The organism is Cryobacterium sp. GrIS_2_6 (assembly GCF_035984545.1).
In the GTDB taxonomy this organism is placed as follows: Bacteria; Actinomycetota; Actinomycetes; order Actinomycetales; family Microbacteriaceae; genus Cryobacterium.
Map to the genome: position 1 here is coordinate 206751 of NZ_JAXCHP010000001.1, position 12580 is coordinate 219330.

At 68.3% G+C, this 12580-nt stretch carries 13 protein-coding genes; 9 read left to right on the plus strand and 4 right to left on the minus strand.

The window, feature by feature from the left end; translation table 11 throughout:
* Window positions 1-16: 16 nt before the first annotated feature.
* From RCH22_RS01005 to RCH22_RS01015, 3 genes are read left to right on the plus strand one after another with little or no spacing between them, the layout of a single operon-like run.
* A complete protein-coding gene (locus RCH22_RS01005; protein WP_327012469.1) occupies window positions 17-1564 on the plus strand; it encodes an altronate dehydratase family protein in 1548 nt (515 codons plus the stop codon).
* Window positions 1564-2673: a sugar kinase gene (locus RCH22_RS01010; protein WP_327012470.1), complete on the plus strand. Its 1110-nt coding sequence runs from the start codon at window positions 1564-1566 to the stop codon at window positions 2671-2673. Before RCH22_RS01005 ends, RCH22_RS01010 begins: the two co-directional genes overlap by 1 nt.
* Window positions 2670-3329 carry a bifunctional 4-hydroxy-2-oxoglutarate aldolase/2-dehydro-3-deoxy-phosphogluconate aldolase gene (locus RCH22_RS01015; protein WP_327012471.1) on the plus strand — a complete coding sequence of 220 codons (660 nt, stop codon included), beginning with the start codon at window positions 2670-2672 and terminating at the stop codon, window positions 3327-3329. The genes RCH22_RS01010 and RCH22_RS01015 overlap by 4 nt, the downstream gene beginning before the upstream one ends.
* 101 nt (window positions 3330-3430) lie before the next feature.
* Here the strand turns inward: RCH22_RS01015 and RCH22_RS01020 are convergent, their stop codons facing one another.
* Window positions 3431-4030, minus strand: a complete 600-nt coding sequence (locus tag RCH22_RS01020) for a histidine phosphatase family protein (protein WP_327012472.1) — start codon at window positions 4028-4030, stop codon at window positions 3431-3433.
* Window positions 4031-4319: 289 nt separating this feature from the next.
* On the opposite strand from RCH22_RS01020, the gene RCH22_RS01025 reads away from it, so the two are divergent.
* From RCH22_RS01025 to RCH22_RS01045, 5 genes are all read left to right on the plus strand, one after another.
* Complete coding sequence (locus RCH22_RS01025) at window positions 4320-5132, plus strand: hypothetical protein (protein WP_327012473.1); 813 nt, start codon at window positions 4320-4322, stop codon at window positions 5130-5132.
* 313 nt (window positions 5133-5445) lie between these two features.
* A complete protein-coding gene (locus RCH22_RS01030; protein WP_327012474.1) occupies window positions 5446-6405 on the plus strand; it encodes a phospholipase in 960 nt (319 codons plus the stop codon).
* Between the two features lie 123 nt (window positions 6406-6528).
* A complete protein-coding gene (locus RCH22_RS01035) occupies window positions 6529-6954 on the plus strand; it encodes a hypothetical protein (protein WP_327012475.1) in 426 nt (141 codons plus the stop codon).
* A 75-nt stretch (window positions 6955-7029) separates the two neighbouring features.
* Window positions 7030-8049 carry an LLM class flavin-dependent oxidoreductase gene (locus tag RCH22_RS01040; protein WP_327012476.1) on the plus strand — a complete coding sequence of 340 codons (1020 nt, stop codon included), beginning with the start codon at window positions 7030-7032 and terminating at the stop codon, window positions 8047-8049.
* Window positions 8050-8186: 137 nt separating this feature from the next.
* Window positions 8187-8996, plus strand: a complete 810-nt coding sequence (locus RCH22_RS01045; protein WP_327012477.1) for an endonuclease/exonuclease/phosphatase family protein — start codon at window positions 8187-8189, stop codon at window positions 8994-8996.
* Window positions 8997-9546: 550 nt separating this feature from the next.
* Here RCH22_RS01045 and RCH22_RS01050 read toward each other — a convergent pair.
* On the minus strand, window positions 9547-10005 hold the full coding sequence (locus RCH22_RS01050) for a GyrI-like domain-containing protein (protein WP_327012478.1): 459 nt from the start codon (window positions 10003-10005) through the stop codon (window positions 9547-9549).
* A 233-nt stretch (window positions 10006-10238) separates the two neighbouring features.
* Here RCH22_RS01050 and RCH22_RS01055 point away from each other — a divergent pair, with 233 nt between their 5' ends.
* Window positions 10239-11174, plus strand: coding sequence for a DarT ssDNA thymidine ADP-ribosyltransferase family protein (locus RCH22_RS01055; RefSeq protein ID WP_327012479.1), 936 nt, complete (start codon window positions 10239-10241; stop codon window positions 11172-11174).
* Between the two features lie 25 nt (window positions 11175-11199).
* Here RCH22_RS01055 and RCH22_RS01060 read toward each other — a convergent pair whose 3' ends face one another.
* Window positions 11200-11754, minus strand: a complete 555-nt coding sequence (locus RCH22_RS01060; protein ID WP_327015424.1) for an MOSC domain-containing protein — start codon at window positions 11752-11754, stop codon at window positions 11200-11202.
* Window positions 11755-11908: 154 nt separating this feature from the next.
* The gene (locus tag RCH22_RS01065) at window positions 11909-12181 is read right to left on the minus strand and encodes a hypothetical protein (protein ID WP_327012480.1); all 273 of its coding nucleotides are present in this window, start codon (window positions 12179-12181) and stop codon (window positions 11909-11911) included.
* Between the last annotated feature and the right edge of the window lie 399 nt (window positions 12182-12580).

Sequence of the window (12580 nt, forward strand, 5' to 3'; positions counted from 1 at the left end):
CGAGAGAAAAGATCTCATGAGCCACATCAACAGCATTGCGACCGGCACATCCGCGCTCGTCATGGCGGAAGGCGACGATGTCGCCGTTGCCCTCCGGGACCTCGTTCCCGGTGAAGCCATCACCCTGGGGGACAGCGTTCTGAATGTGGTCGGGGCCGTGCCGAGCGGCCACAAGATCGCTCTCGGATCGGTTGCGGTCGGGGAGAAGGTCCTCAAGTACGGCCAGTCGATCGGCACCGCAACGGCGCCGATCGTGCGCGGCGAACACGTGCACAGCCAGAACCTCGGTATGGACCTCGGTGCCCGCGTGCACGAGTTCGGTACCGTTCACACCGAGCTGCCCGCCCCGACGGGAGCTCGCCGGACCTTCGACGGCTACCGCCGGGCGGACGGCCGCGCCGGCACCCGCAACTACATCGCGATCCTCACGACGGTCAACTGCTCCGGCACGACCGCGAAGCTGATCGCGGACCGGTTCCGCGGTGACCTGCTCGACCGCTTCCCACACGTCGACGGCGTCATCGCCCTGACGCACCAGAGTGGCTGCGGCCTCGTCCTCGAGAGCGAGGGCGCGCAGATGCTCGTCCGCACCCTCAACGGCTACGCGGCCCACCCGAACATCGCCGGCGTGCTGGTGCTCAGCCTCGGCTGCGAAATGACCCCGGCCGACGTCATCCTCGGCCAGGGCGAGCTTCCGGCAGACACCCTCCTCACGACCCTCTCCATCCAGGAGACCGGCGGCATGCGCGCCACCGTCGCAGCCGGCGTCGAGGCGATCCTCGAGATGGCGGAGAAGCTCGACGGACGTCGCCGCGAACCCATCGACATCTCGGAACTCGTCCTCGGTCTCAACTGCGGCGGCTCCGACGGCTACTCCGGCATCACCGCGAACCCGGCCCTCGGCTGGGCCTCGGACGTCCTCGTCGCCAACGGCGCAACATCCGTTCTCGCCGAGACGCCCGAGATCTACGGCGCCGAGCACCTGCTCACCGCCCGCGCCACGACCCGCGAGGTCGGCCTCAAGCTGATCGACCGGATCAACTGGTGGGAGAAGTACATCGTCACCGGTGGCGGCACCATGGACAACAATCCATCTCCCGGCAACAAGGCCGGCGGCATCACGACGATCCTCGAGAAGTCGCTCGGCGCCGTCGCGAAGGCCGGCCGTGCCGACCTTGCTGCGGTCTACGAATACGCAGAACCGATGACCACCCGCGGCCTCGGCTTCATGGACACCCCCGGCTACGACCCGGTGTCCGTCACCGGCCTCGTCGCCGGCGGAGCGACGGTCGTCGTCTTCACGACCGGCCGCGGCTCGGTCTTCGGCTGCAAGCCGACCCCGAGCATCAAGGTCGGCACCAACACCGCGCTGTTCGTGCGCCAGGGTGACGACGTCGACATCAACGCCGGACGGATCGCCGACGGCACCGCCCGCGTCGAAGAGGTCGGCGCTGAGATCCTCGACATGATCATCGCCGTGGCCTCCGGCAAGCAGACCACGAGCGAAGAGTTCAACGTCGGCCAGGAAGAGTTCGTGCCGTGGCACATCGGAGCGGTGACCTGATGACCGACGAGCAAGCGGGCGCCCAGGCGCTGCAGGAGGAGCCGGGCAACCCGGTCGCCTCCGGCACAGAGCAGGGTGAACCGCAGGTGGTCTGCTTCGGCGAGACCATGGGAATGTTCACCCCCACCTCGACGACGTCCCTCGACATCGCAGAGGGCTTCCACCTCGGCGTCGGCGGGGCGGAGTCCAACGTCGCCGCGCATCTCGCCGAGCTCGGCCACCACGTGGCCTGGGCCGGCAATGTCGGCCAGGACCCGATCGGCACCAAGATCATTTCGACGCTCGACTGCGGGGGAGTGGACACCCGCTGGGTGAACCGCACCGAGGCCAGCCCGACCGGCCTGTACCTCAAGGAGCCGGACACCGGCACCGGCGCACACGTCTTCTACTATCGTGCGGGTTCCGCCGCCTCCGAGCTGGGTGTGGCGGATGCCGCAGGCTGGCCCCTCAAGTCCGCCCACCTGATCCACACGAGCGGCATCACGCCCTCGCTGTCGCCGAGCTGCTCCGCCCTGGTGGAACACGTGCTCGACCACGCGGCAGAGTGGGGAACCTCGGTGTCCTTCGATGTCAACTACCGGTCCAAGCTCTGGCCCGTGAGCGTGGCGGGACCCCGGCTGCGGGAGCTCGCCGGCAAGGCGACGGTCGTCCTCGTCGGACTCGACGAAGCCGCCACCATCTGGGGCTGCGTCACTTCCGGAGACGTACGGGCCCTGCTGCCCGACGTGCCCTACCTCGTCGTCAAGGACGGAGCCGTCGACGCGACGGAGTACGCGCTCCTTCCCGACGGCACCCGCCGCACCACGGTCGTCCCGGCTCACAAGGTCGAGGTCGTCGAGCCGGTCGGAGCCGGGGACGCGTTCGCCGCCGGATACCTGTCCGCACTCATGAACGGGGAATCCTCCGAAGTCCGGCTGACCCACGGACACTCTCTCGCCGCCTGGGCGCTGGGCAGCCGTGAGGACTTCCGGCCCGGCCACGGGCTGTTCTCAGCAACGCCAGCAGCCGGCACCGGGTCCGGCGCCGGATCACCGGCCGCAGTCGGGAACGCTCCCGACACCCCCGACTCACATTCCGATCTGACCGATCTTAGGAGACTGACCGTATGACCAGCACAACCGCCCTTCCTACCGCCGAGTGGTTCCCCGGAGACTTCTTCCGGATCCCCGTCCTCGCCGTTCTGCGTGGGCTCTCGCTGACCGAATCCGTGCGCCTCTCCGAGCGCGCCTGGGATGCCGGAGTCCAGCACGTCGAGATCCCGATCCAGACCAGTGACGCGGTTCCCGTCCTGAAGGCCGTCGCCGAGGCGGCCGCCGAGCGTGGCCTCGTCGTCGGCGCGGGCACCGTCACCACCCTCGAGCAGCTCGACGCCGCCGAGAAGGTCGGCGTCGCCTTCACCGTTTCCCCGGGCTTCAGCCCGGAGATCGTCGCGGAGAGCGTTCGCCGCGGCATCCCGCATCTTCCGGGGGTGGCTACTGCGACCGAGATCCTCCAGGCTCGTGCGCTGGGCCTCCGCTGGGTCAAGGTCTTCCCGGCCTCGATCCTCGGCCCGAACTGGGCGAAGTCGATGAAGGGGCCGTACCCCGACATGAACTTCATCGCTACCGGAGGGGTCACCGCGCTCAACGCGCCCGACTTCCTCTCCTCCGGAGTCAGCGTCGTCGGCCTGAGCTCGTCCTTCGCGGACGACGCCCAGCTCGGGCTCGTGCGCGGCCTCATCGCCGCCAGTGCAGCATCCGCTCTGACGGGTGCCGGCCGGAAGTAAGACTCAGCGAGAGCGAGTCGCACAAAGACTGCGGCGTTCAGGACGTGCTTCGGCCCCTGGACGCCGCGTTTGCGGTTTAACGCGCGGCTGGAAACGCGCGGTCAGAGAACCGGGTCCATCGAGTTCAGGTGGCAGGCGTCGTTCCACATCTGCAGCACACGGTTGTCGCGTTCCCAGCCGAGGGTTGACACCGTGGCGGTCCCAAGGCTGAAGTGCTTCCCCGCGGAGGCAGGCAGGCCCATCCAGCGCGCCGTCATGATGCGCAGGAAATGCCCGTGCGCGAATACGGCGACCGGACCCGGAGCTCCGAGGCACTGCTCGATCGCGAGGTCGGCGCGCGCGCCGACCTCGTCGGCGGACTCGCCGCCGGTCATCGGGTGCGTCCACACGGACCAATCCAGGATCTCCCGGCGGATGGCTTCGGTCGTGCGCCCCTCGAACACGCCATAATCCCATTCGAGAATGTCCTGGGAAGCGATGCCTTGAGCGGCATATCCCGCGCGCTCCATGGTTTCCCAGGCCCGCTGCAGCGGGCTGGACAAGACCGTCGGGAACGCCTCGCCGTCAAGCATCTCGCCGAGCGCATCCGCCTGCTGCCGACCCAGGTCGGTCAGGGGGATATCGGTGCGGCCGGTGTGTCGACCGGAGATGCTCCACTCGGTCTGTCCGTGCCGGATCAGGACGATGTCGTGCGCGGTCATGATGAAACCTCGTGATCTTCAGCTTCGTAGGAACGTCCGCAGATATCGACAGGAATGACCATGTCGATTCTTCGAGTTTAGACAGGCTCGTCGCGGAGCCTGACGGGGCACGCGTACGGAACGCGCCCCGATACCCATGACTTTCGGAGGGAAAAGTGAGGGTTTGTGCAGGAATCCCGGCCAGTATTGCCGATTCGCCTGCGCAGCATCCGAGCGCGTGGGCCTCAGACCAGCGAGCGCTGGCCCACGAGCCCTGTTCGTGCCCCCGCGCTTGCGACACCGGGACTATATGACATCGCATTCAGCACCTCCCCGCCGCTCCCCGCATTCTCGCCGGATCATCGCCATCTCCCTGGCTTCCGCCGTCGCCGTAGCCCTCGTCACCGGGGGTTCATACGCCCTTCAGGCCGCGAACGCCGCCCAGGACCGCGTGACCGCCACCGCAGCCCTCTCCGCGAGCACCGGCCGCCAGCACGACCAACTGGCCGTGTACGACTCGATCGCCACCGTGCACGCGAAGGACGCCGCCGTCGCCGCGCTCGACCGGGCCAATGCGGTGCTCGCTGCCGCCAAGGACAAGGTCGACGCGAGCACCCTGAGCGACGTCGCGAGCTCGCTCGCGAGCTACCAGGTCCTGCCTATCGACGAGGTCGAGTCGCTCACCCAGCGCACGGCCGCCATCTCGACAAGCGTCGAAGCAGCGGCGACCGAAGCAGACCGGGTCGCCGCCGAGAAGGCCGCAGCCGCAGCCGCCGCGGCAGAGGCCCGGCGGCTGCAGGCCCTCGCCTCCGCAAACACGCCCGCGGGCGCGCAGAACGTGGCCCAGGGCCTGGCCGTCTCGAAGTACGGCTGGGGCGACGGCCAGTTCAGCTGCCTCGTGCAGTTGTGGCAGAGGGAGTCCGGGTGGTCGTACACGGCGCACAACTCGAGTGGGGCCACCGGTATCCCGCAGGCACTCCCCGGGAGCAAGATGGCCTCGGCCGGTTCCGACTGGGCCACCAACGCCGCAACGCAGGTCGCGTGGGGCCTCAGCTATATCGCCGCCTCCTATGGGACGCCGTGCGCGGCCTGGGCGCACTCTGAGGCCTACAACTATTACTGAGTGCACGCTGACCGGGAGCCGCGTTCCGCCGATCCGAATGCCCGGGGCCGGAAATGGGCCGCTGCATTCCTGAGAAAACCTCAGAAATGTTGAATTGTACTCGACAAGGGTGGGGGGCCGGGCATACTGCGGCCCGCCACCCTGCTGGACCCGGTTGCCCGGTTGCCCGGTGGATGACTTGTGGAGGTTTTGGTCGGGACTTTGCCAGAAAGCCTCTGCACTATGGCCCATTCGCCTGCGCCGTCACCGAGAGCGTGGGTCTGACACTCAGCGAACCGGGCGATTTTCGAGCCGGTTCTCGATGGCAGGAAACATGAACTCAGCTCCATCCTCACCAGATTCGCCAACAGATTCGGCCCAGGTCGATACCCGGGCCTCCCGCAGGAACGGACCCAGGGGGCGTCGCCCGAACCGGTTCTCCCTCGTCACGGCCGGTCTCGCGATCGCCGCGATCGTGGCCGGAAGCGGCTTCGCCGTCAGTGCGGCCGCCGCGGCGGCCACCCAGTCCCAGAGCCGGGTCGCGGCAACGGCCGACGTCGCAGCGGCGACAGGCAGGCAGCACGACCAGCTCATCGTCTACACCTCGATCGCGAAGGTACACGCCGAGGATGCGGCATCCGCTGCGTTGGCCGACGCCAACCAGGTCCGCGCCGCAGCCGCGAACAAAGTGGATGCTTCCACTCTGACTGCCGCGGCGAGTTCGCTGGCGAGTTTCCAGGTCCTGCCCATCGACCAGGTCGAGTCGCTGACCGCCCGGACCAAGGCCGAGACCACCACCGTGCAGGCTGCCGTCGCGGAAGTCGACCGCGTTGCGGCCGAGAAGGCCGCCGCTGAGGCGGCAGCCGCTGCCGCGGCCCGGGCTGCCGCGGAAGCCCAGGCGGCCCAGGCGGCCAAAGCCGCGAAGGCGGCGGCGGCGGCCGCTGCGCCCCAAGCGTCGGCGTCCGCGTCGTCGTCGGGAGACAACAGCCCGGTCGGCGCGCGCGCGACGGCGAGTGCGATGGCCTCCTCCCAGTACGGATGGGGCAGCGGGGAATTCAGCTGCCTCAGCCAGTTGTGGGAGAGGGAATCCGGCTGGAACTACAAGGCGTACAACAGCTCCAGCGGAGCAACCGGCATCCCGCAGGCGTTGCCCGGCAGCAAGATGGCCTCTGCGGGCTCGGACTGGGCCTCGAACGCGGCGACGCAGATCAGCTGGGGCCTCGGCTACATCAAGTCGGCCTACGGCACTCCCTGCTCTGCCTGGGCGCACTCCGAGTCCTTCGGCTACTACTGATCGGTCGGGTGCTGACCCGCCGCCGCCCGCCCGCACCGCTCCACCAGTTCCACTGTCGGTGGCCACTGTTAGCGTCATTCCATCCACTCCCTGAGGCTCGTGCCGAGACCGATGAGGACGGAAATGAAGGTTTTGGTGGCCACCGGGGCGACGCAGGGCGCCCGCGGCAGTGACTCGAACGGCTGTATCGAGGGTGAGCTCGTGTGGATGCTGGAGCCGTGCCCGTATAGCCGGTGGGCGCCATACGGGGACTGCGGCTGCGGGCGCTCGTTCAGCGGAATGAACTCGCTCCAGTCCACGACGACGGCGCGGGTATGCGACGTGCCCGGCCTCACGAGGGACTACTACGAGCAGGCCCTGCGTGCGTGTTTCGACGCGCGCGGCTGGTGCGTCTGCTGCCAGGCGCGCCCGGTCCCTGAGCTCGTCGACGAGCTCATCACTCTCGCGACGATCCTCGAGGAGGGCGCCGTTGTGGAGCGCCGCCTCGACCAGCTCAACGTGCGACGGGTGCCCGCGGCCAAGAAACGGCGCGGTAAGGAGCATGGGTAGCGCGGCCAGTCCGGGGAGCCGCGGTGCGGCGCGGGCGACGGGAATACCCGGCGGGCCGTCCGCGCTGCACCGGTCATGAAGCGCATCGGATTCCTCTCCTTCGGCCACCACCAGGCGGTGCGGGGCTCCCTCGCCCGCAATGCACGCGACGCCCTCCTGCAGACGGTGGAACTCGCGGTCGCCGCCGAGGAACTCGGCGTGGACGGGGCATACGTGCGTGTGCACCACTTCGCCCGGCAGTTCGCCTCACCCTTCCCGCTGCTCGCGGCGATGGCGGCGCGCACGAGCCGGCTCGAGCTCGGCACCGGCGTCATCGACATGCGCTACGAAAACCCGCTGTACATGGCTGAGGAGGCCGCGATCACCGACCTGATCAGCAACGGGCGCCTCCAGCTCGGCATCAGCCGCGGGTCACCCGAAACCGCGCAGCGCGGCTACGAGAACTTCGGCTATGCGCCAGCAGACGGGCAGACCGACGCGGATATCGCCCGCGAGCACACCTCGGTCTTCCGGGCGGCGATCATCGGGGCCGGTGTCGCGACCCCGAACCCGCAGATGTCCGCTGGAACGGCGCTGTTGCCGATTCAGCCGCAGGCTCCGGGACTGAGCGAGCGGATCTGGTGGGGCTCAGGCACCCGGGCGACCGCGAAATGGGTCGGCGAGCAGGGCATGAACCTGATGAGCTCGACGCTGCTGACCGAAGACACCGGTGTCCCGTTCGGCGACCTGCAGGCGGAGCAGATCGCGATCTACCGTGAAGCCTGGGCCGCCGCGGGCCACACCGGCACGCGGAGGGTGTCGGTGAGCCGCAGCATCCTGCCGCTCGTCACCGAAGAGGACCGGGCCTACTTCGGCCGGCCGGGTAGCCGGGAGTCCGAGGACCAGGTCGGCTACCTCGACGGCGGCCTCGCCCGCTTCGGCAAGAGCTATGTCGGCGAGCCCGACCAGATCATCGCCCAGCTGGCGACGGATGCCGCGGTGCAGGCCGCGGACACCGTGCTCGTGACGATCCCCAACCAGCTCGGAGTCGTATACAACGCCCGCCTCCTGGAGAGCATCGTCACCCACGTCGCCCCGGGTCTCGGCTGGCGCTGAGGTCACCGCCTGACCCGGCCAAGAACGCTTGAGCAACTCACCGGTAGCCAACTCAAGCGTCCCGAAACCTTGTGAACCTTTCAGCCGGGCGCATTAGGCTTGAATCACCATCACGAGTCGGAAGCCAGGTCAGAGACGTGCGGGTCATCAGCTACAACCTCCGGAAGAACCGAGCGATCGGTGAACTCGCCGCGCTCTCCGTCACCTTTGAGCCGGACGTGCTCTGTCTCCAGGAGGCGGACACCCTTGAGTTGCCCGACGACATCGGCACGCTGCATCTCGCCGACTCGACCCTGACCAACCGGCTCGGCCTCGCGATCTACTATCGCCAGGACCGCTTCGACGCCGTCACCTCGCAGGCCTTCGCGCTCAAGAAGTCCCTGCACGACATGGTGCTGCGCCCGGCGCACGAGCGCCTGATCGGCACCCGGCTCGTGGACAAGGTCGCCGATCGCGAACTCGTGGTCGCGTCCTTCCATGCTGCGCCGCTGACCGCGCGCAATTCGCTGCGCCGCAACCAGATCCGTTCGGCGCACGAGGAACTCAACCGCCTCGGCCCCGGCCTGCCGACGCTGATGGTCGGCGACTACAACTACCCGATCTTCAAGGGCAATCTCGGCGACAAGGTCACGGAGTCCGGCTACGATCTCACCCTGAGCGACACCCGCACCTACACGCGTTACAGGTTCTTCAGGGGCCACTTCGACCTCGCCACCTCGGTCGGCCTGACCATCGAGAATGTCGAGACCCTCCCGCGCGGCACGTCAGACCACATGCCGATCATGGTGACCTCCTCCTATACCGCAGAGCCCGTGAGCCAGACCCTCCGGCAGAGCGCGCGGAAGAGCATCCGGGAGACGGATGCCGCCCGCTCGGTGTCGAGGACCGCCACGAAGACCGCAACCGAGACCGAAGCGGCACCGCCGAGCACGGACTTCGACATCTGAAACGGCCGGCCTGAGTCCCGGTCTGGACTTGCGGGTGCGGGTCTGCGGGTCAGCCCGCGGTCGGCGGAGCCGGGAGTGGCCGGCCGACCAGGCGCTCGACGAGGGCCTTGAGCTCGCCGATCTCGACGGTGAGGGTCTCGAGTTTGTCCTCGTTGACGCCGAGCTCGACCCTGATGACCTCCTCGGCCTCGCGGCTGGCGGTGGCGAACCAGGGCGACCGGGAGGAGGTCGAGGATATGGGTGCGGATGAACGCGCGTTGATCCTCCGCGAGGCTCACACGCACCACGAAATCGACGGTGAAGGCCGCCCAGCTGCCGATCTCGATCCACTCAAGGAACAGGTGCCAGCCGGGACTGATCTCCGGCGCAATGATCGGAGTCGCGTATGCGATCAGGAAAGCGATTCCGAGGGCGAGCAGGGGGGTGTCGGTCGCGCGTTCCCAGCGGGAGCTTCTCACACCGCCTTCTCCTGGCCCGTCATGGTCGCAGGTCGCGTGCTCATGTTAAAGGGTGATTGTTGCGCCGGCGTTTCGAAAAACGTGTGGCGGAGTCAGGCGAGTGGGAACACGATCCGGGTGCGCCACTTGGCGGGGTCCGGTTCGGCGTCCGGACCCACAAGGTACTCCTCCCACATGTCCTCGGCGACGGTGAGCTTCTGCGCCGTGATCCAGTCCGTCACGGCCGCATACGTCTCGGTCATCGTCTCGTAGGGGCCCAGGTGGAACGTCTCGACGGCCGGACCGGACGGAAGGTGCACGACCTCGACGGCCCGGGTCGCACTGACCTCGTCGACGACGGGGAATCCGGCGGTCACGTCCACCGCGGCATCCGTGGGGGCGCCGTGATAGAGCGCCATCGGCGGTCCGCTCGGGTGGGCGCCCAACCTGCCGAGTTCGGCGGCGGCGGTGCGGAAAGCGCGATCGAAGTATTCGGTCAGCCTGCTCATCGGGATCACCTCGTGGACTCCGAGGAACGTGCGGGGTTCGAGGGTGATCTGTTCGGCCTTCATGGAGTCTCCCTGGTCGGTTACCGGGCCCCGGAGGGACCCACTGCGGCCCAGAGTAGACCGCGGCCCGAAGCGACGTAAGCTCCACCGTCGTTGCGAGTTCTGCATCCAATAACCGGGATCAGGGCCGATCCCGGTAACCGCTCGGGGCAAAATCACCGTAGCGTTGAGTCGTGGTCTTCGAACACGGGTATTCGAAGAATGTGGGGGACACGAACACGAGAGGTTTTCTGGCTTTGAGCAACGAATGCATCCACGGACTCGAGGGTGGCCTGTGCGCCATCTGTTTCCCGAAACCGGTTCCGGAGGCTGTGCCCGCGACACCCGCGGTTCGCGCGAGCCGGGCCAAGTCCGCCCCGTCGCCGGCGCGCTCGAAGACGGCCTCGAAGCCGCCGTCGCTGCGGAGCACCCCGGAGAGCAGCGCCTCTGGTGCGACGAGTGCGACCCGCCCTCGCCCCTCGACCAGGGCCAAGTCGTCGATCGGACCGAAATCCGCCCCCGACAACGTCGGCGAACAGCGCATCTACCACCTGACCCACATCCGCAACCTCGCCGGCATCCTCGCCAGCGGCGGCCTCCTCGCCGACGCGAGCGAGGCCTGGGCCGTGCGACCCGCCGTCGACATCTCGTCCGTTCCCAACCGTGAGAAGCGTCGCAGCACGCTGATCGCCGGCACCGAGAACACGACCGTCGCGCACTTCGTGCCGTTCTTCCTCTCACCGAACGCGACCATCTGGGACAGCATCCTCACGAAGACCGGGGACCCGCGCCTGTCCAGGGACGCCCCGTATGCCGAGAACTTCGACTTCGTGATCCTCGTCAGCACCGTCAAGAAGGTCGTCGAGGCCCAGTCCGGGCACGGTGAGCCCGCCCTCGGCGTCATGGCCGTGACCGACGGCGATGCAGCGGGCGCCCTGACCCGTGTCGGTGCGACGCCGGAGACCAGTGACCGGGTGCTCCGCAGGCTGCGTGCCGAGAAGGATGCCGCCGCGCTCCTCGAGGCCGAACTCCTCGTCGAGGAGACCTTCCCGTTCGAGCTCGTCACCATCGTCGCCGTCGCGAATGACAAGGTCCGTGACGTTGTGCGTGGCATTCTCGCCGAGTCCGGTCACCGCCCGAAGGTCGCGGTGTACCCGCCGTGGTTCCACGCCTCGGAGCCGGTCACCGCTTAGGCCGTCAGACGCGCGAGCAGTCGTCTCAGACGACGTCGAGGGGGACCTGTTCCCCCTCGGGCAGCTCGATCCGGATGGTGTCGCCCGGCTGGACCGCGCCACCGGACGCGACCACGCTCATCACACCGGCCTTGCGGGAGATGTGGCCGGCGGCATCCGTGTCGATGAGCCGCTTCATGAGCCCGCCCTGGTACCCGTTGATCAGCGAACAGGGGTTGCGCAGGCCGGTCAGCTCGACGACAGCGTCGGCGCCGAGGTGCAGCCGGGTGCCGAGGGGGAGCCCGGTGAGGTCGATCCCCCTGGTCGTCACGTTCTCGCCGAGTTCGCCGGGCCGCACGGTGTAGCCGTCGTGGGCGAGCTCGTCGAAGAGCTCGGACGGAATCAGGTGCACCTGGGTGAGGTTCGGCGCCGTCGGGTCCTTCTTCACGTGGTAGCGGTGCTGCACGGTCGCGCCCGCGTGCGCGTCGCCCTCGACGCCGAGGCCCTCCAGCAGGCGGATGCGCGGCGCGGCCGGCTTGCTGAACCGGTGCGCGTCATCGAGGCTCACCGACACGACCGCCGCAGTGTGCTCGGGCCGCATCTGCCGGTCGGGCTGCGTGGGCTGTTCGGGGAGGGAAGTCACCATGAGACGATTCTGGCATGCCGTCCCCGGACGAATTCGACGGAGTTTTTGCCCAAAAATCCCAAAAACCGGCCTCCCCGGTATGTCTTTCTCCAAAACTCCGTCGAATCGGTCAGCGCCAGGGGCTTGCGTCGACCTGCACGGCCTCGATGTAGAGGTGGCGGCCCTGCTCGATCCGCTCGACCTCGTACAGCCGCACGGCGGTGTTCACGGTGCTCGGCACCGGATGCCGGACCCCGATCCCGTAGGTCACGGTGCCCTCGAAGTCCCCGGCCGAGGCGTACCGGGTGATGGCGGCCAGGCCGACCGCTTCGGGCGGAGCCTCGAACACACTCGAGATACCGTCCTCGGTGTGGGCCTGCGCGAGGCGGAACACCACCCGCATGATGCTCTGTCCGTTCCATCCATCGGAATCGCCAGGCCGCTCGCATCTCCGGTCAGGACCGGCACGTATTCGAGTTCATAACCGGGGAAGCCGCCCTCGAACCGGAAGCTCAGCTGGTCGTATGGCGGTGAGGCGAGCGGATGCGCCCCCGCACCGATCGAGGTCAGTGACGGCAGCGGCGGACTCGGCGGCGCCGCGATCGGGCCCGCGGTGTCATGGCCGATCGTTGCCGGTTGCCCGGGTCCCGGCCAGGCCCAGCCGTAACTGATGCGGGCGGAGAGGACCTGGTCACCGGGCTGCGGAGCCGCCGTCGCGTCGTCGGGAGGCGGCGTGGCGATGTCCGTTCCGGGTGCTGAGTGGAGGCGGTGGAGGACGTGGTGGGTGTGGAAGCGGACATCG

Bases quoted from the DNA above. Each gene is read 5' to 3' on its own strand.
- RCH22_RS01005 (WP_327012469.1), top strand. From the start codon at position 17: ATGAGCCACATCAACAGCATTGCGACCGGCACATCCGCGCTCGTCATG.
- RCH22_RS01010 (WP_327012470.1), top strand. From the start codon at position 1,564: ATGACCGACGAGCAAGCGGGCGCCCAGGCGCTGCAGGAGGAGCCGGGC.
- RCH22_RS01015 (WP_327012471.1), top strand. From the start codon at position 2,670: ATGACCAGCACAACCGCCCTTCCTACCGCCGAGTGGTTCCCCGGAGAC.
- RCH22_RS01020 (WP_327012472.1), bottom strand. From the start codon at position 4,030: ATGACCGCGCACGACATCGTCCTGATCCGGCACGGACAGACCGAGTGG.
- RCH22_RS01025 (WP_327012473.1), top strand. From the start codon at position 4,320: ATGACATCGCATTCAGCACCTCCCCGCCGCTCCCCGCATTCTCGCCGG.
- RCH22_RS01030 (WP_327012474.1), top strand. From the start codon at position 5,446: ATGAACTCAGCTCCATCCTCACCAGATTCGCCAACAGATTCGGCCCAG.
- RCH22_RS01035 (WP_327012475.1), top strand. From the start codon at position 6,529: ATGAAGGTTTTGGTGGCCACCGGGGCGACGCAGGGCGCCCGCGGCAGT.
- RCH22_RS01040 (WP_327012476.1), top strand. From the start codon at position 7,030: ATGAAGCGCATCGGATTCCTCTCCTTCGGCCACCACCAGGCGGTGCGG.
- RCH22_RS01050 (WP_327012478.1), bottom strand. From the start codon at position 10,005: ATGAAGGCCGAACAGATCACCCTCGAACCCCGCACGTTCCTCGGAGTC.
- RCH22_RS01060 (WP_327015424.1), bottom strand. From the start codon at position 11,754: ATGCGGCCCGAGCACACTGCGGCGGTCGTGTCGGTGAGCCTCGATGAC.
- RCH22_RS01065 (WP_327012480.1), bottom strand. From the start codon at position 12,181: ATGCGGGTGGTGTTCCGCCTCGCGCAGGCCCACACCGAGGACGGTATC.